The sequence below is a fragment of the Nocardia sp. NPDC058519 genome (genome assembly GCF_042719755.1).
Taxonomy (GTDB): domain Bacteria; phylum Actinomycetota; class Actinomycetes; order Mycobacteriales; family Mycobacteriaceae; genus Nocardia.
Window position 1 is genome coordinate 12,379 of sequence record NZ_JBHXNK010000020.1, and the last position, 26,691, is coordinate 39,069.

Annotated in this window: 32 protein-coding genes; 6 read left to right on the forward strand and 26 right to left on the reverse strand. The window is 67.4% G+C overall.

From position 1 onward, the window contains the following. Positions 1 to 104: 104 nt before the first annotated feature. The 4 genes from ACFWPK_RS21615 to ACFWPK_RS21630 are packed head-to-tail and all read right to left on the reverse strand — an operon-like array spanning position 105 to position 2,070. Positions 105 to 542 (reverse strand): OsmC family peroxiredoxin, encoded by a 438-nt coding sequence (locus tag ACFWPK_RS21615; protein ID WP_378918433.1) that lies wholly within the window; start codon positions 540 to 542, stop codon positions 105 to 107. 55 nt (positions 543 to 597) lie between these two features. After that, positions 598 to 1,044 (reverse strand): SRPBCC domain-containing protein, encoded by a 447-nt coding sequence (locus ACFWPK_RS21620; protein ID WP_056818993.1) that lies wholly within the window; start codon positions 1,042 to 1,044, stop codon positions 598 to 600. A gap of 55 nt (positions 1,045 to 1,099) precedes the next feature. After that, complete coding sequence (locus ACFWPK_RS21625; protein WP_378918435.1) at positions 1,100 to 1,420, reverse strand: DMT family transporter; 321 nt, start codon at positions 1,418 to 1,420, stop codon at positions 1,100 to 1,102. Then, positions 1,417 to 2,070, reverse strand: coding sequence for an FMN-dependent NADH-azoreductase (locus ACFWPK_RS21630; RefSeq protein WP_378918437.1), 654 nt, complete (start codon positions 2,068 to 2,070; stop codon positions 1,417 to 1,419). The genes ACFWPK_RS21625 and ACFWPK_RS21630 overlap by 4 nt, the downstream gene beginning before the upstream one ends. Before the next feature lie 103 nt (positions 2,071 to 2,173). Between ACFWPK_RS21630 and ACFWPK_RS21635 the strand changes: the two genes are divergently transcribed. After that, positions 2,174 to 2,782 (forward strand): TetR/AcrR family transcriptional regulator, encoded by a 609-nt coding sequence (locus ACFWPK_RS21635; protein ID WP_378918439.1) that lies wholly within the window; start codon positions 2,174 to 2,176, stop codon positions 2,780 to 2,782. A 16-nt stretch (positions 2,783 to 2,798) separates the two neighbouring features. Here the strand turns inward: ACFWPK_RS21635 and ACFWPK_RS21640 are convergent, their stop codons facing one another. After that, positions 2,799 to 3,659, reverse strand: a complete 861-nt coding sequence (locus ACFWPK_RS21640; RefSeq protein WP_378918441.1) for an ABC transporter permease — start codon at positions 3,657 to 3,659, stop codon at positions 2,799 to 2,801. After that, on the reverse strand, positions 3,656 to 4,555 hold the full coding sequence (locus tag ACFWPK_RS21645; RefSeq protein WP_378918443.1) for an ABC transporter ATP-binding protein: 900 nt from the start codon (positions 4,553 to 4,555) through the stop codon (positions 3,656 to 3,658). The genes ACFWPK_RS21640 and ACFWPK_RS21645 overlap by 4 nt, the downstream gene beginning before the upstream one ends. A 146-nt stretch (positions 4,556 to 4,701) precedes the next feature. On the opposite strand from ACFWPK_RS21645, the gene ACFWPK_RS21650 reads away from it, so the two are divergent. Both ACFWPK_RS21650 and ACFWPK_RS21655 read left to right on the forward strand, forming a co-directional pair. Further along, the gene (locus tag ACFWPK_RS21650; RefSeq protein ID WP_378918445.1) at positions 4,702 to 5,970 is read left to right on the forward strand and encodes a sensor histidine kinase; all 1,269 of its coding nucleotides are present in this window, start codon (positions 4,702 to 4,704) and stop codon (positions 5,968 to 5,970) included. Next, on the forward strand, positions 5,967 to 6,659 hold the full coding sequence (locus ACFWPK_RS21655; RefSeq protein WP_378918447.1) for a response regulator: 693 nt from the start codon (positions 5,967 to 5,969) through the stop codon (positions 6,657 to 6,659). Before ACFWPK_RS21650 ends, ACFWPK_RS21655 begins: the two co-directional genes overlap by 4 nt. 4 nt (positions 6,660 to 6,663) lie before the next feature. On the opposite strand, the gene ACFWPK_RS21660 is transcribed toward ACFWPK_RS21655, so the two are convergent. Next, the gene (locus ACFWPK_RS21660; RefSeq protein WP_378918449.1) at positions 6,664 to 7,311 is read right to left on the reverse strand and encodes a VWA domain-containing protein; all 648 of its coding nucleotides are present in this window, start codon (positions 7,309 to 7,311) and stop codon (positions 6,664 to 6,666) included. A 125-nt stretch (positions 7,312 to 7,436) separates the two neighbouring features. On the opposite strand from ACFWPK_RS21660, the gene ACFWPK_RS21665 reads away from it, so the two are divergent. Continuing rightward, positions 7,437 to 7,577: a hypothetical protein gene (locus ACFWPK_RS21665; RefSeq protein WP_378918451.1), complete on the forward strand. Its 141-nt coding sequence runs from the start codon at positions 7,437 to 7,439 to the stop codon at positions 7,575 to 7,577. Positions 7,578 to 7,723: 146 nt separating this feature from the next. After that, a complete protein-coding gene (locus ACFWPK_RS21670; protein WP_378918453.1) occupies positions 7,724 to 8,914 on the forward strand; it encodes an MFS transporter in 1,191 nt (396 codons plus the stop codon). Here the strand turns inward: ACFWPK_RS21670 and ACFWPK_RS21675 are convergent. Next, entirely contained in the window at positions 8,895 to 9,743 is an 849-nt protein-coding gene (locus ACFWPK_RS21675) for a helix-turn-helix domain-containing protein (RefSeq protein ID WP_378918455.1), read from the reverse strand. The genes ACFWPK_RS21670 and ACFWPK_RS21675 overlap by 20 nt on opposite strands. Positions 9,744 to 9,865: 122 nt before the next feature. Here ACFWPK_RS21675 and ACFWPK_RS21680 point away from each other — a divergent pair, with 122 nt between their 5' ends. Continuing rightward, entirely contained in the window at positions 9,866 to 10,318 is a 453-nt protein-coding gene (locus tag ACFWPK_RS21680) for a DUF1877 family protein (RefSeq protein ID WP_378918457.1), read from the forward strand. Between the two features lie 58 nt (positions 10,319 to 10,376). Here ACFWPK_RS21680 and ACFWPK_RS21685 read toward each other — a convergent pair whose 3' ends face one another. From ACFWPK_RS21685 to folE, 18 genes are all read right to left on the reverse strand, one after another. Further along, complete coding sequence (locus ACFWPK_RS21685) at positions 10,377 to 12,944, reverse strand: ATP-dependent Clp protease ATP-binding subunit (RefSeq protein ID WP_378918459.1); 2,568 nt, start codon at positions 12,942 to 12,944, stop codon at positions 10,377 to 10,379. 274 nt (positions 12,945 to 13,218) lie between these two features. Further along, positions 13,219 to 14,148, reverse strand: a complete 930-nt coding sequence (locus ACFWPK_RS21690) for an esterase/lipase family protein (RefSeq protein ID WP_378918461.1) — start codon at positions 14,146 to 14,148, stop codon at positions 13,219 to 13,221. 63 nt (positions 14,149 to 14,211) lie between these two features. Beyond that, the gene (locus ACFWPK_RS21695) at positions 14,212 to 14,760 is read right to left on the reverse strand and encodes a DUF1772 domain-containing protein (RefSeq protein ID WP_378918463.1); all 549 of its coding nucleotides are present in this window, start codon (positions 14,758 to 14,760) and stop codon (positions 14,212 to 14,214) included. A 125-nt stretch (positions 14,761 to 14,885) separates the two neighbouring features. Beyond that, positions 14,886 to 15,497: an FHA domain-containing protein gene (locus ACFWPK_RS21700; protein WP_101464728.1), complete on the reverse strand. Its 612-nt coding sequence runs from the start codon at positions 15,495 to 15,497 to the stop codon at positions 14,886 to 14,888. Positions 15,498 to 15,771: 274 nt separating this feature from the next. Next, complete coding sequence (locus tag ACFWPK_RS21705; RefSeq protein WP_266297504.1) at positions 15,772 to 16,134, reverse strand: Lsr2 family protein; 363 nt, start codon at positions 16,132 to 16,134, stop codon at positions 15,772 to 15,774. Between the two features lie 115 nt (positions 16,135 to 16,249). Next, entirely contained in the window at positions 16,250 to 17,716 is a 1,467-nt protein-coding gene (lysS, locus tag ACFWPK_RS21710; RefSeq protein ID WP_378918643.1) for a lysine--tRNA ligase, read from the reverse strand. 282 nt (positions 17,717 to 17,998) lie between these two features. Then, positions 17,999 to 18,421 carry a rhodanese-like domain-containing protein gene (locus tag ACFWPK_RS21715; RefSeq protein WP_378918645.1) on the reverse strand — a complete coding sequence of 141 codons (423 nt, stop codon included), beginning with the start codon at positions 18,419 to 18,421 and terminating at the stop codon, positions 17,999 to 18,001. 8 nt (positions 18,422 to 18,429) lie between these two features. After that, entirely contained in the window at positions 18,430 to 19,026 is a 597-nt protein-coding gene (locus ACFWPK_RS21720) for a cysteine dioxygenase (RefSeq protein WP_378918464.1), read from the reverse strand. 127 nt (positions 19,027 to 19,153) lie between these two features. Further along, positions 19,154 to 19,936: a type III pantothenate kinase gene (locus tag ACFWPK_RS21725; RefSeq protein WP_378918466.1), complete on the reverse strand. Its 783-nt coding sequence runs from the start codon at positions 19,934 to 19,936 to the stop codon at positions 19,154 to 19,156. A gap of 21 nt (positions 19,937 to 19,957) precedes the next feature. Beyond that, positions 19,958 to 20,377 carry an aspartate 1-decarboxylase gene (panD, locus tag ACFWPK_RS21730; protein ID WP_378918468.1) on the reverse strand — a complete coding sequence of 140 codons (420 nt, stop codon included), beginning with the start codon at positions 20,375 to 20,377 and terminating at the stop codon, positions 19,958 to 19,960. 12 nt (positions 20,378 to 20,389) lie between these two features. Continuing rightward, the gene (gene panC / locus ACFWPK_RS21735; RefSeq protein WP_378918470.1) at positions 20,390 to 21,346 is read right to left on the reverse strand and encodes a pantoate--beta-alanine ligase; all 957 of its coding nucleotides are present in this window, start codon (positions 21,344 to 21,346) and stop codon (positions 20,390 to 20,392) included. Beyond that, positions 21,346 to 22,296 (reverse strand): Rossmann-like and DUF2520 domain-containing protein, encoded by a 951-nt coding sequence (locus ACFWPK_RS21740; protein WP_378918472.1) that lies wholly within the window; start codon positions 22,294 to 22,296, stop codon positions 21,346 to 21,348. The genes panC and ACFWPK_RS21740 overlap by 1 nt, the downstream gene beginning before the upstream one ends. Positions 22,297 to 22,540: 244 nt before the next feature. Beyond that, entirely contained in the window at positions 22,541 to 23,602 is a 1,062-nt protein-coding gene (locus ACFWPK_RS21745; protein WP_378918474.1) for a DUF6779 domain-containing protein, read from the reverse strand. Between the two features lie 68 nt (positions 23,603 to 23,670). Continuing rightward, positions 23,671 to 24,144 (reverse strand): DUF3180 domain-containing protein, encoded by a 474-nt coding sequence (locus ACFWPK_RS21750; protein ID WP_378918476.1) that lies wholly within the window; start codon positions 24,142 to 24,144, stop codon positions 23,671 to 23,673. After that, complete coding sequence (folK, locus tag ACFWPK_RS21755) at positions 24,138 to 24,677, reverse strand: 2-amino-4-hydroxy-6-hydroxymethyldihydropteridine diphosphokinase (protein ID WP_378918478.1); 540 nt, start codon at positions 24,675 to 24,677, stop codon at positions 24,138 to 24,140. Before folK ends, ACFWPK_RS21750 begins: the two co-directional genes overlap by 7 nt. Next, a complete protein-coding gene (gene folB / locus ACFWPK_RS21760) occupies positions 24,674 to 25,096 on the reverse strand; it encodes a dihydroneopterin aldolase (RefSeq protein WP_378918480.1) in 423 nt (140 codons plus the stop codon). The genes folK and folB overlap by 4 nt, the downstream gene beginning before the upstream one ends. Further along, the gene (gene folP / locus ACFWPK_RS21765; protein WP_378918482.1) at positions 25,093 to 25,962 is read right to left on the reverse strand and encodes a dihydropteroate synthase; all 870 of its coding nucleotides are present in this window, start codon (positions 25,960 to 25,962) and stop codon (positions 25,093 to 25,095) included. The genes folB and folP overlap by 4 nt, the downstream gene beginning before the upstream one ends. Next, positions 25,959 to 26,528: a GTP cyclohydrolase I FolE gene (folE, locus tag ACFWPK_RS21770; protein WP_378918646.1), complete on the reverse strand. Its 570-nt coding sequence runs from the start codon at positions 26,526 to 26,528 to the stop codon at positions 25,959 to 25,961. The genes folP and folE overlap by 4 nt, the downstream gene beginning before the upstream one ends. Positions 26,529 to 26,691 lie beyond the last annotated feature (163 nt).

Sequence of the window (26,691 nt, forward strand, 5' to 3'; positions counted from 1 at the left end):
TCACCCCCCGGCCCCCCCCCCGGTTTCACCCCCTCCCGCCCCCCTTTGTGCCCCCCCGGCGGCGGTTAAATTTGTTTATTGTGGCCGAACGCCCGGTTGCGAGATCAGGCCAGTGCCGCGTCCAGTTCGATCTCGGCCACACCGGCGAGAGCCTTGCTGACCGGGCAACCGTTCTTCGCCGCGAGGGCGGCCGCGGCGAACCCGTCGGCATCCAGGCCCGACGCGCTGCCGCGCACGGTGAGCTTGATCTTGCTGATCTGGAAACCACCGGCCGGGTCGGGCGCCAGCGTCACATCGGCGTTGACGTCAAGGCCCTCCGGTGTCCCACCGGCGTTGGCGATCTCCGCCGAGAGCGCCATCGAATAGCACGACGAATGCGCCGCCGCGATCAGTTCCTCCGGGCTGGTGCCCTCGGCCGTGTCGGCCGCCCGGCGCGGGAAGCTCACATCGAACTTGCCCACACCCGAGCTGACCAGTTCGACCTGCCCGGACCCGTCCTGCAGTCCGCCTGACCAGAGTGTGCGTGCGCTACGAGTCGGCATCGCGATCCTTTCGGTTCGAGTTGTCTTGCATTCGATGACGAACCTACTCGGGTGCTCACACAGTGGCGCTGGTGATTTCGTCGAGACGCTCGAGTTTGTCCGGCCAGACCTGCTTGTGCAGATCCCGGATCGCCGCGGTGGGGAACCCCGAGTGGCGTAGGCGCAGGCGGATGCCGCGTGGCTGCTTGAGGAATTCGGCGGCGACCACGGTTTCGACGCCGTCGGTGGCGGCGGTGACCCAGGTGAATTCGATGCGCCGGTTCGGCTCGAGCAGCAGGATGCGGCCGTAATGGGGGTTGCGTTTTTCGGGCGAGCCGGTGTCGAAGTAGAGGGGCTCGTTGACGGCGGGGCGCATCAGCACCGATCCGGGGACGGCCAGCCACAGGTCCATGCCTTGGGTCCAGGCCGCGTAGAGCAGGCTGGGCGAGGCTTTCATCACGCGCTCGACCGTGAGCTCGTGTGGCCGCGTGGACAGGTCCGGGGGGCGAACTGGCTGGTCCATCAGCCGACCTTACCGGTCATGACCGGCCGATCCTCGCATCGGGTGCGCGACAGGGTTACTCGGGATTCGTCACGCGCGCGAGCACGATGCCGCCGAGGATCATCGACAGCGCCAGCGCTCGGCCCGCGCTGAGCGGATCCTTGTGCACGAGCACGCCGAGACCGATCGCGCCGAGCGCCCCGATTCCGGTGAATACCGCGTAGGCGGTGCCCACCGGGAGAGTCTGCATGGCGCGCGAGAGCAGATACACGGCCAGCGAGCCGAGCGCGATACAGAGCAGGGTCGGGCCGGGTTTGGTGAAGTTCTCGGTCGGTTTGATGGTCTGCGACCAGGCGATTTCGACGAGCCCGGCCAGACCGAGTACCAGCCAGCTCATCGCACGTATTCCTTGGCAAGAGAGCCCACTTCGGCCTGCGCGGCGGCGAGCGAAGCCTCGTGTGCGTCACGCAGGTGGGCGAGGTTCGGGTCCTGAACGGCATTGGCAAGTTCCGCGTTGACGAAAACCGTGTCGGTGACGGCGAAGTGACCCGCGAAGAAGTCACGCAGGAAACGTTCCTGGTAGTCGAACGCGGCTTTCGGCGCACCGGGTGAGTACGCACCGCCCCGGGCCGTGACCACGACGAACCTGCGCTCCCCCAGCGACATTCGGGGGAAGGTGATCTGGTCGAGCCACGCTTTGAGGGAGGCGGGGATGGAGTAGTTGTACATCGGGGTGCCGATCAGGATCACGTCAGCGGCCAGGACCTGCGCCAGCAGCGGTTCCACCACCCGCCATGCGGCCTCGGCGGCGGGCGTGACGGCGAGTTCCGCGAGCCGGTCGAGGTCGGTGACCCCGGCGGCGAGGACAGCGTCACACAGTTCGGTCCAGCCCTCGTCGATGAACGGCGCCGGCTCGGCGGCGAGGTCTCGGTAGGTGTAAGTGCCGCCGGGTTCCGCATCGCGCCAGGCCCGGACGAATTCGGCACCCAGCTCGCGACTGAGGGAGTTCCTACGAGCGCTGGCGTCGAGGTGCAGCAGGTGTGTCATGACAGGTTCCTAACTGGACATGCTGTCCACTTGTTGATACCTCGACGATAGGACATATATGGACAGCATGTCCACATATTCTTTTCTGGGCTACAGTCGACTCATGGAGCCCCGATCCGACCTGCTCACCGGCACAGCACGGGATGCGCCACCGACCACCGAGCGCACCGACGCGGCCCGCAATCGCGCGAAAGTACTGGCTGCCGCCGCCGAACTCTTCGCCACCCGTGACCCACGCACGGTCACCATGGACGACATCGCCAAGGCCGCGGGAGTCGGCCGCGGCACCCTCTACCGCCGCTACCCCGACCGCACCGCGATCGCCGTCGCCCTCCTCGACGAGCACGAACGCGCCCTCCAGGAACAGCTGCTCCGCGGCGCGCCCCCGCTGGGCCCCGGAGCTCCCCCGGCCGATCGACTTGCCGCCTTCTATGCGGCGATGGTCGAATTGCTCACCGCCCACGCGCATCTGGTCCTCGGCGCGGAAACCGGCGGCGCCCGTTTCGCCACCGGCGCCTATGGGTTCTGGTCGATGCACGTGCGCTCGTTGCTGATCGAAGCCGCTGTGCCACAACCGGATTCGCTGGTCGATATCGTCCTCGCGCCACTCGCCGCAGAGGTCTACCTCCAGCAACGCGAGCGGGGGTTGTCACCCGAGCAGATCACCGAGGGCCTGTCTACGCTTGCCCACCGAATCCTGGGTGCGTCTTAGTTCTCACAGGTGCGGGTCAGGTTAGGTCGCGGCGGGTCATGAGCCAGATCGTGCCGCCCGCGAAGGCCGTCACGTAGACAGCTAGGAGAGCGAAAGATTCACCGCGGGTGAGGATGTCGAGAACGCCCGGGTTGGCCGGGCCCTCCACGGTGCGCATCGCTCCGGCCAGCGAGCCCGCGGCGGTGCCGGGGAGCAAGTTGGTGACCGCTTCGATCGGGCCGAAGATGCCCGCCACGCCGCGGAGCAGATTCTCCACGACCAGGACCCAGACCAGCCCGAGGCCGACGGCCAGGGCGGGGCCACGGGCGATGGCACCGATGAGGGCACCGGCGAGGGTCCACATACCGAGAATGGCTGTACCGGTGATGATTCCGACGAGCGAATCTTCGAGCGACGGCATGGTGATCGGCTGGGATTCACCGGCCGCGATCACGGTCGCGATCCCGATGTCGACGGCGAAGGCGACCAGGACGAGGGCGATGACCACCCCCAGCAGGGTCAACAGGAGTCCCGCCACCGCCGCGGGGCGGCTCGGCCCCTGGGTGAACACGGTTTTCCAAGTGCCCCAGCCATATCCGCTGCCGACAGCGAGGGCACCGAGAATCAGCACCAGCGCGCCGCCGAACATCGACATGCCCTGCGTGAACACCTCGGGGACGGCGGCGGGCATGAGTTGTCCGAGGAGGACGTCGCGGGGTAGCCCGTCCGACATCGCACCGTTTTCGCCGGAGGTGTAGGCGAGGTAGTTGAAGAGGTAGGCGAAGGTCAGATTGAGCAGGATCCAGGTGCCGAGGACGATCCAGAAGGCGGGCCAGCGGCCCAGGCGTACCGCTTCCGCTCGGACGCTCGCGGTGAGATCCCTTGTCATGGCGTTCATTTCGCTACCTCCACAGCCGTCATCTCGAAGAACACTTCTTCCAGGGATTTCTCGTCCACCCGCAGTTCGAGCAGGTCCGCGCCCGCCGATACGACAGCTCGCGCGACATCCGGTGCCATCGCGGCGCTCGTTTCGACCCTGATTCCGTCCGCGCCTGCTCGTGCGGGCGCATCGGTGACGGCGCGCACCGCGTCGAGAGCCACGTGCACGGGCTCGGCGCGAACCAGCAGTGTGGCGGTGCCGCGCAATTCGGCCACCGTCGATTCCGCGAGCAGTCGACCACCGGAGATCACGCCGACGCGGTGGCAGATCTCCTGCACCTCGGTGAGCTGATGGCTCGACAGCAGCACGGTGTGTCCGTCAGCCGCGAGATCGGTGATGAGCGTGCGCATTTCGGCCAAGCCCGCTGGGTCGAGGCCGTTGGTCGGTTCGTCGAGGATCAGCAGGTCGGGGTCGCCGAGCATGGCCGCGCCCACGCCGAGGCGCTGTTTCATGCCGAGCGAATAGGTGCGGAAGCGGTCGCCTGCCCGGTCGGCCAGGCCGACACGTTCCAGCGCCGTTTCGACCTCGTCGTTCTCGTGGCCGCGATAGCGGGCGAGTACCCGCAGGTTGTCACGGCCGGAGAGGTAGGGGTAGAAGCCGGGGCCCTCGATGAGCACGCCGATACGGCGCAGTACCTCCGGGTCGCCCGGAGTGCGGCCCTGGACGGTCGCGGTGCCCGCACTGGGCCGGATGAGACCGGCCAGCATGCGCAACGTGGTGGTTTTGCCCGCTCCGTTGGGGCCGAGGAATCCGTAGATCTCCCCGGCCGCGACCCGCATGCTCACCGCGTCCACCGCGACGTGCTCGCCATAGCGTTTGGTCAACTCGGTGGTGACCACGATCGATTCGTTCATGGCAATCAGAATCCGCGCTCATGGGCCGCCTCGGCATCCGTCGCGCGGCGTGCACGGCGCTACGCCGCGCGGACTACACGGCTGCCCGCGGGAAATACGTGCGCAGGCCGACGCGGGCGGCACGGGTACGCAATAGGGTTGGACCCGTGGGAACGTCTGCGAAGTGGGAGCGTGGCTCAGTCGTTCAGGACTGGGGCCTGGCAGTGGTGGTCGCGGTGATCCAGCTGGCCGGTAGTTCCGGTGCGAATTCGCATCAAACCGGTGTGCGGTCGCTGGACGCTTTCGCGTATCTGCTGCTACTCGCGGGACCGATCGCGCTCGGTTTCCGGCGGGTGCTGCCCGAACCGGTGCTGCTGGTGGCGCTGGTCGCCGCGGTGACGTATGTGCTGCGCGACTACGGCTACGGGCCGATCTTCCTTTCGCTGGTGATCGCCTTCCTGACGGCAGCCGTCACCGGATCACGCTGGCACACCTACCCGGTGGTCGCGATCGGCTACCTGACGATGGTGTGGCCGCTGCCCGCCCTGCTCGGGCGGCACTCCGACGCGTGGCAGATATTCGGGCTGCTGGCCTGGATGGGCGTGCTGGTCGCGATCGCGGAGGGGGTGCGGCAGCGGCGCGCGGTGGTGCTCGCGCGCAAGCAGCGGGCCGAGGCGGCCCAGCGCGACGAACAGGCTCAGCAGGCCAGGGCGGCCTCCGAGGAGCGGTTGGCCATCGCCAGGGAGCTGCACGATGTTCTCGCACACAGTCTTTCGCTGATCAATGTGCAGTCGTCGGTGGCGCTGGAGCTGTTCGATCGCAAGCCGCAGCAGGCGGCCGCGGCGCTGGCGACCATCAAGACGACCTCGAAAGAGGCTCTCACCGAGGTGCATACGCTGCTGCACGCGATTCGCAGCGGGACCGCGGTGGTGCCGGAGTACCCCGAACATGTCGGCGTACCCGATGACGTACCCGTTGCGCCACGCCCCGCCCCGCGTGCTCCCGCACCGACCCTCGACGACCTCGACACCCTGCTCGAGCGCACCAGGGCGACCGGGCTCGACGTCGACACCAAGATCATCGGCACGCCCAAGAAGCTGCCGAGCGTGATCGATGTGGCGGCGGCCAGGATCGTGCAGGAATCGCTGACCAACGTGGTGCGGCACGCGCCCGGCGCGACCGCGCTGATCACGCTGCGGTACACCCCGGAATCGGTGGACATCACCGTCGACAACACCCGGCCGACCGAGACCGCTGTGCGAACCGGGATCGGCGGCAACGGGATCATCGGGATGCGGGAGCGGGCGCATGCGCTCGGCGGGGCGCTCACCGCGGGGCCACGCCCGTCCGGCGGGTTCAGGGTGGCGGCCCGATTGCCCGCTCGGCCAGCGGCTTCGGCCACATCGGATGCGCGCGGCAAGGAGGCAAGCGCGTGAGTGATCCTGGCGAACTGCCTCGGCCTGCGAAGATCCGGCTACTCGTCGCCGACGATCAAGCGCTGGTGCGTGGCGGTTTCGTCGCCCTGCTGGAGGCCCAGGACGACATCGAGGTCATCGGCGAGGCCGAAAACGGTGAGCAGGCGGTCCGGATGACCCGCGCCCTGGTCCCGGATGTGGTGCTGATGGACATCCGCATGCCGATCCTCGACGGCCTCGCCGCCACCCGCATGATCGCCGACGACCCCAAGCTCGCGCCGGTCCGCGTAGTCGTCCTCACCACCTTCGAACTCGACGAATACGTCTTCGAAGCGATCCGCGTCGGCGCCGCGGGCTTCCTGGTCAAACACACCGAACCCGCCGACCTGCTGCGCGCCGTCCGCGTCGTAGCCGCGGGCGACGCCCTCCTCTCCCCCGGCGTCACCCGCCGCCTGCTCGCCGAGTTCTCCACCCACGCCAAACAACCACCCCCCGCCGCCTTCGCCGAACTCACCGACCGCGAACGCGAGGTGATGACCCTGGTGGCCGAGGGCCTCACCAACGCCGAAATCGGCGCCCGCCTCTACATGTCCCCCGCCACCGCCCGCACCCACGTGAGCCGAATCCTCACCAAACTAGCCGCCCGAGACCGCACCCAACTCGTAGTCCTCGCCTACGAATCAGGCCTGGTCCGCCCGGGTTGGCAATAGACGCCTAGCTGCCCTGGTCTGCTTGTTTGCGTTCGGAGGCGGAGAAGCGGGCGCGGCGGGCGACGCCCGCGGGGGCGGCTTGGGCTCGGGCGGAGTAGGCGGAGAGGGCGTCGAAGGCTCCTCGGACGCCGCCTGCGACCGGGGCGTAGGTGATGGCCGAGCCGGGGTCGAAGCCGAGGTTGGAGCCTACTTCGACGGCGTCCATGTTGGCGCCGAGGAAGACGAAGGTCCAGTTGTAGACGTCTTGCTGCTGGGTGATGAGGGACTTCACGGCGGCGTGGGTCCATTCGCGGCTGGAGTTCTCGTGGCCGTCGGTGAGGACGACGACGATCACGGTGCCGGGGCGTTCGTGTTCGGGGCGGGCGGCCAGTTCGGTGCCCACGCTGGTGACGAGCTCGCCGAGCGCGTCGTAGAGCGCGGTCCCACCGCGCGGGTGCAAGCTCGGCGGCGGTACCTCGGCCAGCGGCACATTCGAGTAGACCACGGTGTAGGTGGTGTCGAACTGGGCGAGCGTGACCTCGATCTGTTTCGGCACGGCGCGCTGCTGTTCGAAATAGGCGGCCAGCCCACCTTCGGTGTCGGCCTTGATCGTCTGCATCGAGCCCGAGCGGTCGAGCAGAACGGCGATCAGTGTGCGGTTGGAATCAGTCATGTGTGCGAACACCCCCGTGTCGGTTGGACGAGCAATTCCCACCGTACGCCGCGAAATAGGACTGTCCGACCGGCAAAAAGAAGTCGCCAAGGTATCGCCAAGCCTGGATTTCTACCTTTCCCACCATGGGACCAGTGCTCGCATTCCACCGCATCTCCGACGCCGACGCCGCCCGCATCACCGCCGATGCCGAGGCCGCGTTCGAACTGATCGACGCCATCGACCGCACCGGCGAACCATGCGGCGGGACTACGACGGGCTGCTGACGTTCCTGGCCTTCGCCACCGAGCAGAACTCGCCCGTGCTGAGCCGATTCGAATAGACCAGACCGCCGCTCGATACCGCGGCGTTTGAGTCGGATGCGGTGGCGTTTCGGGCGAGTGCGGCGCCGCCGGACGATGTTGCATCTGGCATGACTACGACTTCGACGGCCGACGCGGCGGTGCCCACCACCGATCGCCGGGTACGGCCCGCCCTGCTGACCATGTTCCTCGGCAGCTTCACGCTGGTGACCGCCGAATTCCTGCCACCCGGTGTACTCACCGCGCTGGCAACCGATCTGAACGTGCCGGAGGGAGTAGTCGGGCTCTCGGTGAGCGCGACGGCCCTGACCGCACTGCTGGCCGCACTCGGGTTGGGCGCGCTGTTTCCCCGCATGGATCGGCGCACCCTGCTGATCTGGCTGACCGTCGGCGCGGCGGTGTCGAACGTGGTGGTGGCGCTGGCACCGAATATCGTCCTGTTGCTGATCGCGCGACTGCTCCTCGGACTGGCTGTCGGTGGCTACTGGTCGATGGCGCTGGTGATCGCCGCCGAGCTCGTCCCCGCCGACCGCCTCGGCAAAGCGATGATGATCGTGAACGCGGGGACCACCGTCGCGACGGTGGCCGGCGTGCCGCTCGGCGTGCTGCTGAGCACCTATGCCGGCTGGCGGACGACCTTTCTGGTCGCGGCCGCGCTGACCGCCGCCACCGCCGTCGCCGTGCGGCTGATGTTGCCGCCGATCGCGCCGAGCAAGGGCATCGGGTTCGCCGCCCTCGGTAGCGCCCTGCGGGCTCCGGGCATGACTCTGGGCCTGATCAGCATGGTCGCCGTCGTCGGCGGGCACTTCGCCGGATACACCTACATCCGCCCCGCCCTGGCCGAACTGCTTGGCGCGGGCCCGGCGGTGATCCCGGTCCTGCTCGCCCTGTTCGGCGTCGGCGGCCTGCTCGGCAACTTCGTCCTCGGCGCACTCGCCGATCGCCACCTCGGCACCCTGCTGCCGGCGGTGCCGACGGCCATCGGCCTCTCACTGCTCGCGATCATCGCCTCCACGGCATTCGCCCCGCTCGCCTACCTCGCCGTGGTCATCTGGGGCGCCGCGTTCGGCGGCATCCTCAACCTGGTGCAGGTGTGGGTGTCGCGGGTGCTGCCCGATCGGATGGAAGCGGGCAGCGGGTTGATCGTCGGCGGTTTCCAGCTGGCGATCATCCTGGGCTCGGCGATCGGCGGCCGTGGGGTGGACAGCATCGGCCTTGCCGCCACCTACGGTCTCGGTGCCCTCGCCGCGGTGCTCGGCGGTGTGCTGATCCGGCGCTCACTCACCCGAGCGGGGCACTGACACCCGCAGGCTCCCGGGTCGCCCGCCGCCAATCCGACGGCGTGCGGCCCGTGTGGCGCCGGAACGCCCGCCCGAATGCCGTCTCCGAGCGATAGCCGAGGCGGCGGGCCACCGTGCCGACCGGCACCTCGTGGTCGACCAGCAACAGCTGCGCCCGCTCGATCCGCAGTTTCGTCAGGTACCGGCCCGGCGTGAGGCCGGTGGCCGCCTGGAACCGGGCGGCGAACCCGGACCGCGAGGCCAGCGCGATCTTCGCCAGCCCCTCGACTGTCCACTCCTGCCCCGGGTCGGCATGCATCGCGGCCACCGCCTGCGCCACCCCTGGCTCATTCACTTTCAGCAGCCACCGTTGGGGCGCGCATCCGCGGGCGTGCCAGGACTCGATCGCCATCGAGGTGATCAACGTGGCCACCCGGTCGCCCTGGACGCCGAACGGGTCGGGGCACTGCTCCACCAGGTGGCGAAACATGGTCGCGGCCAACGGTGTGTGGTCGACGAAACCGGTGAGCAGTACTCGTTGCGGCAGCGCGGTCATGGCACTGCCGGTCCCGACCGGGTCGAGGCGCACCCGGAGCACCCGGCCCGCCGACAGCGCGTTGATCGCGAATCGGGCCGTACCGGGAACGAACAGGAAGTCGCCGCTCGCCAGATCCTCTGTCGTACTGAGCCCTTCGACGCGGACCAACCCGTCCAGCACCACGAGCGCACTCGGCCCGGTCATGAACTCCCACTGACCCGCCGTCAGCGTGAACTCGTCGCGCCCCGCGAACCGCCACCCCACACCGGCCAGCACCTCATCGAGGCTGTGCGCACCATCGTCCCGCGTCACTGTGCACCCCTCGTGAAGGAACCGGCGATGCACCTCACGGTACCGGTCAGCGGCGGTCGAGGTCGGTACCCGCTGATAGCTTCGGGCGACACCGAGGGAAGGAAGTTGTTGTGGGGGTGATCATGTCGTTCATGAGGGTGAGCGCAGCGGATCTGGAGGTGACGATGCGGGACGCTGATCGCGCGGAGGAGTTTCTCGCCGAATACGTGCCGCCGGAGACCGATCCGAGCGGGTACCTCGACAAGTCGTGGGCGGGGTTGAAGTACCTGCTGGAAGCGGCGGAAACCGGTATCGACCTGTTCTTCACCGGGACGCCGTCGGCCATCGACGAATACATCGGGTGGACCGCGGAGGACGTGTCCTACACCGCGGAACTACTGGGCAAGACTCCGTTCCGCATCCTCGCCGCGCACTACGACCCGAACGGAATGGACGCAGCCGGTGTGTATCCCCAGATCTGGCTTCGTGACGGCAACGTAGGCCTCGACTATCTCGGTCAGTACTACGCCGTGCTGGTCGAGGTGTTCGAGCACGCCGCACGTCATCGGTCCGGGCTCCTTCAGCACTTCGGCTGATCCGCTACGCGAAAAGCCCGCCCCCTGATATCGAGGGCGGGCTTTTCGGTTCAGCTGGTTACTCGCCGGAGGCGGCGGCTTCGGGCGCGGTGCCCTCGGCTGCGCCGGTGAGGACTACCTCTGGCTTGTCGTCGGTCGCGGAGGACTTGGTCAGCTTCGTCTTGCCGGTGAAGGTGAACTTGGCGTCCTCGCCGAGACCCTCGCCGTTCCAGCCTTCGACGTCGACCATGATGGTCTGGCCCGCGCCGATCTCGCCGAAGAGGATCTTCTCCGACAGCTGGTCTTCGATCTCGCGCTGGATCGTGCGACGCAGCGGACGCGCGCCGAGGACCGGGTCGAAACCGCGCTTGGCGAGCAGGCTCTTGGCCTGATCGGTCAGCTCCATCGCCATGTCCTTGTTCTTCAGCTGCTTCGAGACGCGGGCGATCATCAGGTCCACCATCTGCACGATCTGTTCGCTCGTGAGCTGGTGGAAGACGATCACGTCGTCGATGCGGTTGAGGAACTCGGGCCGGAAGTGCTTCTTCAGCTCGTCGTTGACCTTGAGCTTCATCCGCTCGTAGTTCGAGCCCTCGGCGTTGGACTGGGTGAAGCCGAGGCCGACGGCCTTGGAGATGTCGGAGGTGCCCAGGTTCGAGGTGAAGATCAGCACGGTGTTCTTGAAGTCGACCGTACGACCCTGACCGTCGGTGAGACGGCCGTCCTCGAGCACCTGCAGGAGGGTGTTGTAGATCTCCTGGTGCGCCTTCTCGATCTCGTCGAACAGCACCACCGAGAACGGCTTGCGGCGCACCTTCTCGGTGAGCTGGCCGCCCTCCTCGTAGCCCACGTACCCGGGAGGGGCACCGAACAGACGAGAAGCGGTGAAGCGGTCGTGGAACTCGCCCATGTCGATCTGGATGAGCGCGTCGTCGTCGCCGAACAGGAAGTTCGCCAGCGACTTGGCGAGCTCGGTCTTACCGACACCCGAGGGGCCGGCGAAGATGAACGAGCCCGACGGACGCTTGGGGTCCTTCAGACCGGCGCGAGTGCGGCGGATCGCCTTGGAGACGGCCTTGACGGCATCCTCCTGGCCGATGATCCGCTTGTGCAGCTCGTCTTCCATGCGGAGCAGACGGGTGGTCTCCTCCTCGGTGAGCTTGAAGACGGGGATGCCGGTCCAGTTGGCCAGCACCTCCGCGATCTGCTCGTCGTCGACCTCGGCCACGACGTCCAGATCACCGGAACGCCACTGCTTCTCGCGCTCGGCCCGCTTGGCGACGAGCTGCTTCTCCTTGTCGCGCAGACGCGCGGCCTTCTCGAAGTCCTGCGCGTCGATAGCGCTTTCCTTCTCCCGGCGAGCATCGGCGATCTTGTCGTCGAAGTCGCGCAGGTCCGGCGGCGCGGTCATCCGGCGGATGCGCATGCGCGCGCCCGCTTCGTCGATCAGGTCGATCGCCTTGTCCGGCAGGAACCGGTCGTTGATGTAGCGGTCGGCCAGGGTGGCGGCGGCGACGAGAGCGCCATCGGTGATGGAGACCCGGTGGTGCGCCTCGTAGCGGTCGCGCAGACCCTTGAGGATGTTGATGGTGTGCTCGACGGTCGGCTCGCCCACCTGCACCGGCTGGAAACGGCGTTCCAGAGCGGCGTCCTTCTCGATGTACTTGCGGTACTCGTCGAGGGTGGTGGCACCGATGGTCTGCAGCTCGCCACGGGCCAGCTTCGGCTTCAGGATCGAGGCCGCGTCGATGGCGCCTTCGGCAGCACCCGCGCCGACGAGCGTGTGCAGCTCGTCGATGAACAGGATGATGTCGCCGCGGGTGTTGATCTCCTTGAGCACCTTCTTGAGGCGCTCTTCGAAGTCACCGCGGTAGCGGCTGCCCGCGACCAGGGAGCCCAGGTCGAGGGTGTAGAGCTGCTTGTCCTTCAGGGTCTCGGGGACCTCGCCGTTGACGATGGCCTGTGCCAGGCCCTCGACGACCGCGGTCTTACCGACACCGGGTTCGCCGATCAGCACCGGGTTGTTCTTGGTGCGGCGGCTCAGCACCTGCATGACGCGCTCGATTTCCTTCGAGCGGCCGATGACCGGGTCGAGCTTGCCCTCGAGCGCGGCCTGAGTGAGGTTGCGGCCGAACTGGTCGAGCACCAGCGAGGTGGACGGAGTACCCGCCTCGCCGCGCGGACCGGCGCCCTCGACGGGCTCCTTGCCCTGGTACCCGGACAGCAGCTGGATGACCTGCTGACGGACACGGTTGAGGTCGGCACCCAGCTTGACCAGCACCTGGGCCGCGACGCCCTCGCCCTCGCGGATGAGGCCGAGCAGGATGTGCTCGGTACCGATGTAGTTGTGGCCGAGCTGCAGCGCCTCGCGCAGGCTCAGCTCCAGCACCTTTTTGGCACGCGGGGTGAAGGGGATGTGGCCGGACGGCGCCTGCTGGCCCTGCCCGATGATCTCCTCGACCTGGCTACGCACACCCTCCAGCGAGATACCAAGGGACTCCAGCGACTTCGCCGCCACGCCCTCGCCCTCGTGGATCAACCCAAGCAGGATGTGCTCGGTGCCGATGTAGTTGTGGTTGAGCATCCGGGCCTCTTCTTGGGCCAGGACAACGACACGCCTCGCGCGGTCGGTGAACCTCTCGAACATCGCTCCCTCACTCTCCTGCTCCGACATTCTGGCAACAGACGCCGCAGTATGCTCGATACAACCTAGGGCGTCGGACCGACAACTTTCGCCGTCAGCCTGCCATGAAGCCCGGGGGTTGCGGCCCCCGCCATCCACTCTAGTTGGCAGGGGATTCCGCCGCCGCCGGTCCACCCTATTGAAGACCGGCGACAACATGGTCATTCACTCACAACGCGCACGTCGCGGCATTCGTTTCCTGTTCAGTTTTGCCTACAGCGAAATCCCGCGTGGTGGGTTATCCGGTGAAGGGTGGGACGAATTCACAGGGCACCGCGGCCTGTCTGGCGGGGTCGAGGGCATTGAGGACGTGACCGGCCGCGCGTCGGCTGCCCGCGATGGCCAGGTGTTCGGAGAAGTCCTGCGCGCAACCGTCCTGCACGACGATCGAGGTGGCGTTCGGGCCGGGGACCAGGCCTGATGTGTGCGGGACGACCAGCTCGTCGATGGCGGAGACGATATTGGTGTAGGTGACCCGCGGGTCGTACACGCCGTCGGCGTTGAGCGCGGTCATGAAGGGCGAGCCGGTGAGCATCTGCCCGCAGGCCTGACACAGCGACGACGTGACCGCGTCGAACGCGGGACCCGCGCCGAGGGCCCGGCTGAAGTAGGCGATATCGCCCGCCCCGAACGCGTTGGTGCCGAGCCAGGGCGGCGCGATCCCGACGAGCTTGCCGACCTTGTCCGCGCCGCCGAGCCGCTTGATGTAGTAGTTGCCGACGATATTGCCCTGCGAATGGGCGATCAGATCGACGCGCTCGGCGCCGGTGCGGGCCAGCACGCCGTCGACGAAGGCGGAGACCTCGGCCGCGCTCTGCTCGATCGGACGCATGCCGCCGATCGCCGAGACGGGCCAGGGAAGGGCGTAGGCGCCGTAGGTGAGGGAGAAGACGCAATAGCCCTCGTTGGCCAGCAGCGGGGCGTACACGCCCCAGTTCGTCTGCCCTCCGCCACCGGTGCCGTGCAGCAGGACCACCGGGTCGGGATGTTCGGGCGAGGGGACGCAGGCCGGATCGTTCGCGCCGGGTAGCGAGCCGCCCGGGTTGGTGAGCTCCGGCGGGATGCCCGCGAAGAAGTTGTAGTCGACCGGGAGGGGCTGGGCCGACGCGGTGGCGGGCAGGCAGGCGAACAGGGCCGCGGCCAGCACCAGAAGCGAACTACGTCGCATGAACGACTCCTCACTAGAACGTGTTCCACTTATCATGGAACACGTTCTAGTGATCGCGTGGCGCTACCGGCCGGAAACCATCGACGCCGTTGCCGCCGCGGGGGCGCTCGACTTGCCCTCCTGCACGCCCGCGGCGAACAGCGCACCGCACAGCACCAGGAACGCGGCGGTGTGCACCACCGCGCGGACGATGTTCCAGCGAACCCAGGCCGCCTCGAAATCCGCACGGACAGCGGCGGTGTCGGCGATCGAGGCGGGATCACCCGCCGCGGCGATCGCGTCGTTGAGCGGCACGTTCAGCCCCACGGTGACGGCGAAGGCGATCACGTTGAGCGCCAACGCGATTCCGATCCAGATCAGTGTCGAGCGCTGGTCCTTGCCGAGGTGCACAGCGGCAGCGAGAGCGGTGAAACCGACCGTGCCCATGAAGCCGAACATGAACCAGGGGTTGATGATCACGACGTTGATCTTCTGCATGACGTCGATGAGCGTGCGGTCGTCGGTGCGAGCCAGCGCGGGCATCACCGAGATCGCGTACGCGTAGAACACCCCGGCGATGAGTCCGGTACTGAGCAGGGCCAGCACTAGGGTGGCCATCCGAACTGCGAACATGCGATGTCTCCTGACTCGTGGTCCGGAGCTTCGATCCCGCGCTCCGGTGATACGAGTAAGTCAACCGCCCGGCGCCCGTCCGCGAACATAGTTCAGGCGCTCACCGACCTACGCGAGCGTCGCCATCACAAATCGTGGTCGGAGATCAGGCCGCTCTGCATGGCCAGTGCGGCCAGCCGGGTGCGCTTCTGGTTCTGCGGCAGATTTTCCACCCCGAACTTCGCGAACAAGGCGCGCAGATGGGTTTTGATCGCGTCGATGGAGAGGAACAATTCCTCGGCGATCTGCTGATTCGACGCGGGCGTCGCGAATCCGGTGCCGTGTTTGTACGGACGGCACAGCGCGACCAGCACCGCGCGCTGGGTCTCGGTCAGTGAGCGCATCGTGGGGATGGACCCGGACGCGGTATGCGTCGCGTCATCCACCACACCACCGAAATCGAAGAAATGCACGAGCGTGGTCCCGACCCGAATCCGGTCGCCAGGACTCAGCCTGCGCCGCCCGACCAGCCGCTCACCGTTGACGAAGGTGCCGTTACGGGAAAGTCCGTCATCGATGATGGTCCAGTGCGCACCGAGATGTTCGACGGCCGCGTGCAGCCGCGAAACCTCGGCGTCCCAGGCGAGCACGAGGTCGGCCTGCACATTGCGCCCGATGGTGACGCGCTGCTGCCCAGCCTCCAAGGCCAATTCATGCTGCTTACCGGTGTCATCGGTGTACCGCAGGAAAGAGCTCACCGCGCAACACCGCCGGATACTCGAAACGCCTTGTGCACGGCCATCAGTCTACGTCCCGACACCCCACACCCGGCACAACACCGACCCCTTGTTCCCCAAGCAACGCAACCCCGCACGCCCCGACCTCGAGGAGGGGCAGGCAGGCGAAGCCTGCCGTTCGCGGCCGTCCCGTCGTTGAGGTGCCGTTGCGTACGCGACGAAGGAGCAAGCAACGGTGCCTCAACGACGGGACCGGCGGGGCCGCGAACCACGCGGCGCCCGCGCCGCCAAAAAATCAGCTCTTGCCGACTTCTTTGTTGTACGCGTCGGTGATTTCCGCCGAGATACGACCGCGGGCCGAGACCTTGTGGCCCTTACGGCGAGCCCATTCGCGAATTGCCGCGCTCTGTTCACGGTCCATGGAAACGCGGCTCTTGCCCTGCGGCGCGGGTGCACCGGCGGCCTTCACCCGGCGACGGCCACTCACACGGCGGGCGTTGGCGACCCACTCGTCCAGGCCTTCGCGCAGGCGCGCCGCATTTGCGTCCGACAGATCGATCTCGTACGACACCCCATCGATAGCGAACTCGATGGTCTCGTCCGCGATGGACTCACCGTCGACATCGTCGATCAGGCTAACGGTGACCTTCTTTGCCATGAGATGAACGTCCTCTCGAAATCGTCAAGCCTGCCTCCAGGCCGAATACCCGAGGCAAGAATACCCCGAAATGCGAAATTTCCAACATGGGGTCTTCACCCCATGAATTCACTGGTCAGCGACTAGTGGGTCGCACAATCGGGAACAGGATCGTTTCCCGGATTCCCGAACCCGTGAGTGCCATCAACAAGCGATCGATTCCCATACCGGTTCCGGTGGTCGGCGGCATGCCGTGTTCCATCGCCGTGAGGAAGTCTTCATCGAGCACCATGGCCTCGTCATCGCCTGCCGCGGCCAACCTCGCCTGGTCGACGAAGCGTTCCCGCTGGATCACCGGGTCTACCAGTTCCGAATAGCCCGTTGCCAACTCGAAGCCGCGAACATAGAGGTCCCACTTCTCGGTGACACCGGACTTGCTGCGATGCTGACGGGTCAGCGGTGAAGTCTCGACCGGGAAGTCGCGAACGAAAGTCGGTGCGTAGAGCTTGTCGCCATACGCGTGCTCCCATAGTTCTTCGACCAGTTTCCCGTGACCGTAGCCCTTGCCGGAAGGAATTTCCAGACCCACCCGATCGGCGAGTGCGAGCAATTCCTCGACCGAGGTTTCCGGAGTGACCTCGACACCGATCGACTCCGACAGCGACGGATACATCTCGACGGTCGTCCACTCGCCACCGAGATCATATTCAGTGCCGTCGGCAAGTGTCACAAGGAGGGTGCCGAATGCCTCTTGCGCGACTTCCTGGATCAATTCCCGGGTCATCGTCGCCGAGTCGTCATAGGTGCCGTAGGCCTCATAGGTTTCCAGCATCGCGAACTCGGGCGAATGGGTCGAGTCGGCGCCTTCGTTGCGGAAGTTCCGGTTGATCTCGAAGACCTTCTCCAGGCCGCCGACCACGCAACGCTTGAGGAACAGCTCCGGCGCGATACGCAGGAAAAGGTCCATGTCCAGCGCGTTGGAACGGGTGACGAACGGGCGCGCGGCGGCGCCGCCGTGGATGGTCTGCAGCATCGGGGTCTCGACCTCGAGGAAACCACGGCGCTCGAGCGCGTTGCGCAGCGCACGGACCACATTCACGCGGGTACGGGCCATTTCCCTGGCCTCGGGACGCACGATCAAGTCGACATAGCGCGCGCGGACGCGCGACTCCTCGTTCATCTCCTTGTGCGCCACCGGCAGCGGGCGAAGCGACTTGGCCGCCATCGACCAGGAATCGGCCATCACGCTCAATTCGCCGGTGCGCGAGGAGATGACCTCGCCCCGCACGAACACGAAGTCACCGAGGTCGACATCGGCCTTCCAGGCCGCCAGCGCGTCGGCACCGACACCGTTGAGGCTGATCATCGCCTGCAGCTTGGTGCCGTCGCCTTCCTGCAGCGTGGCAAAGCACAGCTTGCCGGTATTACGAACGAAAATGACGCGTCCCGCGATACCGGCCTGCAGACCGGTCTGGGTGTCGGCTTCCAGATCCGGGTAGGCGGCACGGATTTCGGCCAGCGTGTGGGTGCGCGGCACCACCACCGGATAGGCCTCACCACCCGCGGTGAGCAGCCGTTCGCGCTTGTCCCGGCGAATCCGCATCTGCTCGGGAACATCGATGTCCACAGCGGTTGTGGCGGCGCGGCCGGGTGCGGCGGGGTTAGGAGTGCTCACATCCGACAACATTAGCGGCACCCCCGAAATGGATTACCGCTCCCCCGCCTCTCCGGGCATTCAGCGGGCCGTCCGGAAGCACTGTCGTCAGCTTTCGGTCTCACCTTTATTCGCGCGTCAGCTCGGAGGTGGCTGGGGAGTTACCCATGCCCTCGCGAAATCAGTGAGGCACTTCACAATTCATGCGTTGCGCCGACGACCAGAGCGTGCCTACAGCGAAGCCAGCGCGTCGACCTCACGGGCGAAATGCGGGACACCGACGCCGACCGTCAACAACCCCGCCGACTTCAACGCCTGGTATCCGCCGATCACATCGCTGGCCCGGTGCAACCCCAACTCCTGCAAGGCGGCCGCGGCCAAACTCGACGTGTACCCCTCCGAGCAGAAAATGATCCACTCCACATCATGATCTACGGCGAGGGACAACCGTGCCGACGAGGTCGGATCCAGCCGCCATTCCAGGACATTCCGCTCGATCACCAGCGCGCCGGGGAGCGAGCCTTCGCGCACCCGCTGGGCGGCGGGCCGGATGTCGACCAGAATCGCGCCACGCTCCAGCGCGGCGGCCACGTCGTACACGTACATCCGATCCAATCGCGCGCGCGCGTTCTCGAGCATCTGATCAATCGACAAACGGCTCATCACAGATCACCTTCGGGCTGGTCGGTGAGGACGGTTTTGGTTCGGCGCAACGTGCCGTGGCCGGTCACTTCGTAATACGACATCGCCGACAACGGCGGGGAATAGGCGTGCACGCTCAAGGTGGGATCCAGCGGGCCGACGGATTCGGCGGCGGCGGGCGCGCGCACCACGTCGTGCACCCAGCCGATCGGGAACGATGCCTGATCACCCGCGGCGAGCGTGCGCCTGCGTAACTCCGAACCATTCCAGCGGTATTCCGAGAGGGCGCCGCTGAGCACGGTCAGCGCACCGAGCGAGCCGGCGTGATCGTGCAAATCGGTGAATTTGCCCGGCGTCCAGCTGATCAGCCAGACATCGACCTCGTCGTCGTGGGAAAGACGGGTCGCCCAGCGTTCGTCGGCAGGCCAGATGCCGTCGGCGGGCAGGAGGTGGTCGAAGCGGCCGGAGAGCACGTCTTCGGCGCCTTCGTCGGTGAGTCGCAGCAGGTCAGCGGGACGCAACCGGGTCGGCAATGCCGAGGCGATCGCCCGGTCGAGCGGGGGCGTCGCGGAGTATTCGTCACGTGCGGACGGAAGGGAAAGGACAGAAGAACGCATGAGCGCATCTCCAGGAGGTGAGAATCGGTCGAGGGAAAACGTCAGCCTCGAACGGTCGAGGCAGATTAGCCTCGACAACACTCCTGGGTGCTCACACGGAAGATCACGAGCGATAGTTTAGCAGACACTACTTTTTGTTGCGCTCGTAGACATGACGCAGACCGGTCAGCGTGAGGTGCGGCACGTGCTGGTCGATCGTTTCCGACTCCGGCACGATCAGCGGTGCGCCCGCCCCCGTGGCGACAACGGTGACGTCGGTGCCCGCGAACGCGTCGAATTCGTCACGGATGCGGTCGACCAGGCCGTCCACCAGCCCGGCGAAGCCGAAAATCGCGCCGGACTGAATGCACTCCATGCTGTTCTTGCCCACCACCGAACGCGGTCGCGCCAGCTCGACGCGGCGCATCGCACTGCGTTCCACCAGCGCCTCGGCGGATATCTCCACACCGGGCGCGATCACGCCGCCGAGGAATTCCCCCTTGGCCGAAACCAGGTCGACGCAGATCGCGGTGCCGAAATCGACGACGATCGCGGGCCCGCCGAAGCTACGGAAGGCGGCCAGGCAATTGACGATGCGGTCGGCGCCGACTTCCTTCGGATTGTCGACCAGCAGCGGAATGCCTGTTCGCACCCCGGGTTCCACCAGCACGTGCGGCACATGGGACCAGTACCGCGCGAGCATGGCGCGCAGTTCGCGCAGCACCGGCGGCACGGTCGACAGCGCCGAGACGCCGACGATCTGGTCGAGTTCGTCGCCGACCAGGCCGCGCACCTGCATCGCGAACTCGTCGGCGGTGATCAGCGGATTGGTGTGAATCCGCCAGTGCCGCACCAGTTTCGCGTGTTCACCGCTGCCGGAGAACAGGCCGAGCTCGATCCCGGTGTTGCGGACGTCGATCGTCAGCAGCATTGTTCCAGCCCCCCGCCGCGCTCAGGCGAACGACAGTGAACGTGGTGAGGTGAGGCCGGAGCCCTCCGGCGCGTGCGCGGGGTCGCTGCCCAGCTCCACCGGACGGTTGCGGTCGTCGACGAAGACCACCTTGGGGTCGTAGTCGCGGACCTCGGCCTCGTCCATCTGGCCGTAGGCGATGAGGATGACCAGGTCACCGGGGTGCACGAGATGGGCGGCGGCACCGTTGATACCGATCACGCCCGAACCGCGCTCGCCCGCGATCACGTAGGTCTCGAGGCGGGCGCCGTTGTCGATGTCGACGATGCAGACCTGCTCACCCTCGAGCAGATCGGCGGCGTCGAGCAGGTCCTGGTCGACGGTCACCGAGCCGACATAGTGCAGGTCGGCATGGGTCACCGTGGCACGGTGGATCTTCGACTTCATCATGGTGCGCAACATCGTCGTCGCCTTTCAGTGCGCCTGCGAGGCAGGTAGGGAGTTCGCGTCGGGATGCCCATCGATCTGGGCGCCGAGTACAACGGGAGCGTTGTCGATCAGGCGGATGTCGCCGAGTTTGGCGGCGACCAGCAGGCGGGCGTTGCCCGCGGTGGGAGCCGGGCCCAGGTTCGAGTCGCGCAGTTCGAGGTAGTCGACATCGAGTCCGTCGACCGCGTCGAGGACCGAGCGGGCGGTCTGCACAACCGCGTCCGGGCCGAGACCCGCGGCATGGCGGCCCGCGGCGAGTGCGGCCGACAGGGCAAGCGCCGACTCGCGCTGGGTGGCGTCGAGGAAGCGGTTACGCGAGGAGAGCGCGAGGCCGTCGGGCTCGCGGACCGTCGGGTAGGCGACGACCGTGGCGTCCATATTCAGGTCGCGCACCATCTGCCGGATCAAGGTGAGCTGCTGGTAGTCCTTCTCACCGAAATACGCCTCCGAGGCGTGGGTGATGTTGAGCAGCTTCGCGACAACGGTGAGCATGCCCGCGAAGTGCGTCGGCCTGCTGCCGCCTTCGAGCTCGGCACCGAGCGGGCCGGGCTGGACCGTGGTACGCATGCCGTCTGGGTACATGTCGGAGACGGTCGGCGCGAAGACCAGGTCGACGCCCTCGGTGCGGAGCAGTTCGAGGTCGGCGTCGAGGGTGCGCGGATAGGCGTCGAGGTCCTCGTTCGCGCCGAACTGCAACGGGTTGACGAAGATCGAGACGATCACGACCTGATTGTTGAGCTTGGCCTGACGGATCAGCGCGAGGTGACCCTCGTGCAGCGCGCCCATTGTCGGCACGAAACCGACCGTGCGACCGGCGCCGCGCAGCGCCTTGGCGACCGTGTCGAGCACCTCGGGGTTGTGATGCACGGTCAGGACGCCCGCTTTGAAGGCGCCGGTGGCGCGCGCGCCGCCCTGGTGGTGATGCACTTCTCGGGGTTCCATCAGTGGCCTTCCTTGGCGAGGAGCTCCAGCAGTGCCGGATCGGTTTTTGCGAGTTCGGCGGTGCGCAGCGAGTTGGCGCGGTAGGCCTCGGCCAGGCGGTCGTCGACCTGCTCGAGCGCGGCGAGGTGGGCGGCCACGGCATCGACATCGCCGCGGGCGACCGGACCGGTCAGTGCGGCCTGGCCGCGGCGCAACGCGTTGTCGAGGGCGGCCGAGGCGAGGGGGGCGAGCAGACGTTCGGGGAGGCCGCCGGGCTGATCGTCGACCAGCGGCTGGCCGAGCAGGCCGGGGCCCGCGAGGGATTCACGCAGGGCCGCGACAGCGTCGACGATCACCGTGACCAGGTGATTGCTGCCGTGGGCGAGCGCGGCGTGATAGAGCGAACGCTGGTTTTCCTCGACGCGGACCGGTTCGCCACCCATCTCGATCACCAGCGCCTGCGCGATGGCGTAACCGACCTCGTCGGCGGCGGTGACGCCGAAGCAGGCGTTGGCGAGACGGGCGATGTCCTCGTCGTGGCCGGTGAAGGTCATGGCCGGGTGGATCGCGAGGCCGAGCGCGCCCTGTTTCGTCAGCGGCTCGAGGATCGCGACGCCGTTGGCACCGGAGGTGTGCACGACGATGGTGCCGGGGCGGACCACGTTCGCACCGGCGAGGCCGCGGACCAAGCCCGCCAGTTCCGCATCGGGAACCGCGAGCAGGAGTAGTTCACTGCGCTGGGCGACCTGCTCGATCGGCAGGACCTGCGCTTCGGGCAGCCGGGTACGAGCGCGATGCACCGAGGCGTCGGAGATCGCGGCGACACCGAAGACCACATGGCCGGCTCGCTCGAGCGCTACGCCGAGTGCGGAACCCACTCGTCCCGCCGAGACGATTCCTACCGTCAGTCGTGCGGGCGCTGGGTCGACACTCGTATTCGCGCCATCAGGGTTGACACTTCTCGAGGTCAACGTTGTCCTCTCGATTGCGTTCCAGTCCCGCGGTGCGGGTACCAGACGTTCCGAGTCGAGGATAGAGGGGTTTGTGGGCCACGCGCCATCACCCCCCACCGTGATCTAGCTCTCCCGCCTCTCCGCGTCTTCAGGCCAGATCTAGGTGGGTGAACTGCGGTGTCGGCGGCTGGCGGTCAGGTGGTGTGGTGCGTTTGCTCGTGCCCGGGGAGTTACCGATGTTCTTGCGAAATCAGTTGTTCGGTCAGCGGGTGGATTCTGATTCCAGGTTGGCCATGATGTCGGCCACCGATAGTCGGGTGGTGCCTTCGGTTTCGGCGCGGCGGCGTCGGCGGGAGCTGGTGCCGACCGACGGGGCCTTTTCGGGGCGGGTGGCCGGGGGCTGGGTGGGCTCCGGGTCGGCTGCGGCTGCGGGGGCCGGGGTGGGTTCGGCTGTGGCGACCGGGGTCGGGGTGAGCTCGGCGGCAATGGGTTCGGCCGGAGCGGGGGTCGTCGACTTGCCGTTGGTGGTGGGCTCGGTCGGGAGGACCGTGTCCGTGACCTGGCGGGTGTTCGGCGAGGACAGGCGAGGCGGGGGTGTCTTTCCCGACGGGCTGGACGGCGCGGCGGCGGCCGCCTGCTGGGTTTCGGCGTATTCGTCGAGCTGGACGGCCGAGGTTTCGGCGGTGACCGGGTCGTCGTAGGGGTCGGCGAAATTGGCCGAAACCGGCTGCATGAAGACGGGTTTCAGTGCGCTGGGCGGTTGCTGCCACGGGCCGAACCAGGCGGCGGTGGCATCCTCGGGGCTATCGACGAAATCGTGGTCCGGCTCGTCGAAGGCATTGAAGCCACCGGCGGGCAACGCGTCGATCCGCACGGCATCGGCCTGGAGCGCCGGTTGCTCGTCGGGTAGCGCGCCCTCGAAGAGGACCTGCAGATTCTGGCGCAGCAGGGTCAGCTCGGCACGCAGCGCCGCGATTTCGGAGGAGTCGGCGCCGACTTCGGCCCGCACCCGCGCCTCGACACCCATCTCGTACTCACGGCGCGCGTTGATCTCACGCTCGAGCTGCAACTCGTACACCGTCTGCAGATCGCGCACCTTCGCTTTGTCGACGGCCGCGTCCTTGCGGTAGCGGGTTGCCGCGAGCGCGCCGATCACCGCTGCCCACAGGGCTGCTACCAGGCCGATCCGGACGTACTGGACGTTTTCGCTGAAGATCAGGAAAACACTGGCCGTCAGACCGAGCAGGATGAGGAAACCGACGAAGAATTTTCCCGCGTCGTCCCGCCGTCGTCGGGGCGCCGTGCTGCGGGAGGGTGAAACCATGAGGGCCAGGGTAGCCGGAAACTGCTGGTCGGCCCACCAAAGGTTGCGGAGATTCCATTCGCAAGTTGCTATGTGGTAGCGGGATCCTCGTGTGGGTCCTCGGGTGCCCGGCAGCAATACTCCAGCCACAAAGCCGCAGCAACCAGGGCTGAACCGGCCAGCAGACCGACCACCGCGCCCGGCGAATCGGCAGCAGCCGCGGTCACGGTCCCGCGCTGTGGGAAAACCCACAGCAGAAATCCCAGCCACACACCGGCAGCCAGCGAACCCACCTGCAGCGACGCCTTCGCCAGTGCCACACCCCTGGCGACGTTGATCGGATGCATCTGACCCGAGCCGTCGCCGATCTGCTCATCGGCGATCTTGGCCTTGATCGCGAACCCGAGCGCCGCCTCGATCGCGGCGACCGGCAGCAGCGAGGCACCGGCGGCCACCGAGATCGACGGGAAGTTGGAATAGGCGAACCGGGTGGCGACCCAGGCCACCGCCGCGGCCATCACCACGTTCAGCGCGAGGTCGAGTACCCGGGTGGGTTTCAGCACGAGTCGGCGCTTTCGTCGCGTAACACCAGATCGGTACGGACCACGCCGTCCTTTTCAGCCGGTTCGAGTCCGGCGAGCAGCTCGGTGATCGGGCGCGCGGCACCGTCGACGAGCAGGTGCGCGGACGGTTCGACGGCCAGCCACGGAACGAGCACGAAGGCCCGGTTGTGGGCCTGCGGGTGCGGCAGGATCAGCGTGGGGTCGGTGTCGCGGGCGATCGCCGTGCCGGTGTCGTCGGTGCACTGGACGACATCCACGTCGAGGGTGCGCGCACCCCAGCGGATCTCGCGCACGCGACCAGCCACCTGCTCGAGCTCCTGACCGAAACGCAGCCAGGCGTAATCATCGAAGGCCGGATCTTCAGCTGTGACAACAGCATTGAGGTAATCGTCTTGATCGACGCCACCCCACGGCGCGGTCGTGTAGACCGGCGAGACCGCAACGACCCGCTCCCCCAGCGCGTCGAGCACGCTGCGCAGATGCGCGAGCCGATCGCCCAGATTCGAGCCGATCGAGAGCACCGCGCGAGTCATCGCCGCGACTCCGGGGCCACCGTGCGGAACCGGGTGGCCACCACGCGCACGTCGGTGAACGTGTGCGGGATCGGCGCCGACGGCTTGTGCACGACCACCTCCACCGCCTCGATCCTCGGGTCGGCCATCACGTCGTCGGCGATCTCGGAGACCACCGTTTCGATCAGATCGCGGGGCGGACCGGTCACGATGCGCACCGCCCGCTCGGCGAGGGCGCCGTAGTCGACGGTGTCGGAGAGGTCGTCGGACGCGGCGGCCGCGGCGAAATCGACCCACACCGTCAGATCGACGATGAATTCCTGGCCGTCACGACGCTCGAAATCGAAAACACCGTGCCTGCCGAACGCGCTCAGCCCGCGCAGCTCGATCCGCGACGACGCGGGTCTGCCTGCGGGCGGCGGCAGCAGGTACGAGTTCATCGGGTAGCTCCTCGGGCTTCGGTGGCTCGGCGCCAGGCATCGGCGACGGCGATGGCGTCCAGGGAGGCTCGGACGTCGTGGACGCGCACACCCCAGGCGCCGTGGCCTGCGGCCAATGCGGACAGCGTGGCGGTGGCGGTTTCGCGGCCGTCAGGGGGCCGGGGGCCGGACTCGTCGGCGAGCAGGGCGCCGAGGAAGCGTTTGCGGGAAGCGCCGATCAGGATCGGGAAGCCGCCTGCCACCAGTTCCGGGAGGGCAGCCAGCAGTTCCCAGTTGTGTTCGGCGTTCTTGGCGAAACCGAGGCCGGGGTCGAGGATCAGCCGGTCCGGGGTCACTCCGGCGGCGACTGCCAGGTCGACCTGGGCGGCGAGTTCCGCGCGGACCTCGGCGACCACGTCGTCGTAGTGGTCGGCGGGGCCGATGTGCCGGTAGTCGGCGTCGGCCCGCCAGTGCATGAGGATCCACGGCACGCCGGCTTCGGCGACGACCTTCACCATGTTCGGGTCGGCGCGACCGCCGGAGACGTCGTTGACCACCGAGACACCTGCCGCCAGCGCGGCCTCGGCCACCTCGGCACGCATGGTGTCGACGCTGGTCGGCACACCCGCGGCGACCAGCCCGCGGATCACCGGAGCGACCCGGGCGGCCTCGGCGGCGGGATCGACCCGGTCGGCACCCGGCCTGGTGGATTCACCACCCACATCGACGATATCGGCGCCTGCCTCGTACAGCTCGACACCGTGCGCGATCGCGAGTTCTGGATCGAGGTAGCGACCGCCGTCGGAGAAGGAATCAGCGGTCACGTTGACCACTCCCATGACCACACACGAACGGTGGTCACGGGCGGTCACCAGTGGTTCGCTCATTTGCGCAGGATCAGGTCCAGCGCCTCGGATCGCGAGGCGGCATCGGTCTGCAGCTGGCCGCGCACCGCCGAGGTGGTGGTGCTCGCGCCGGGCTTGCGGATCCCCCTCATGGCCATGCACAGGTGCTCTGCCTCGACCACCACGATCGCGCCGCGCGGATCCAGCCTGCGCATCACCGCGTCGGCGATCTGGCTGGTCAGCCGCTCCTGCACCTGCGGGCGCTTGGCGTAGAGATCGACGACGCGGGCCAGCTTCGACAGCCCCGTCACCCGGCCGTGCGAGCCGGGGATGTAGCCGACGTGCGCGACGCCGTGGAACGAGACCAGGTGGTGCTCGCAGGTGGAGAACATCGGGATGTCGCGGACCAGCACGAGTTCCTGATGACCCTCGTCGAACGTGGTCGCCAGCACCGCGTCGGGCTCGGTGTAGAGCCCGGCGAACATCTCCCGGTAGGCACGCGCCACCCGGGCGGGCGTGTCGAGCAGACCGGGGCGGTCCGGGTCCTCGCCGACGGCGAGCAGCAGCTCACGCACCGCGTTCTCGGCGCGCGCCTGATCGAACGGCATACCGGTCGCCAGCGCCGTCAGCACCGACGGACTCGTCGCACCCAGCTCACCTGCCGGATCGAGATCCTGCTTGTTGGCCGACAACTTCTCCGCACCTCCGTGATATTTGCGGCTGGCGCCGCGGGTCCTCGGCCCTGTTCCCCGCCTCTTCCCTCCCTCCGGG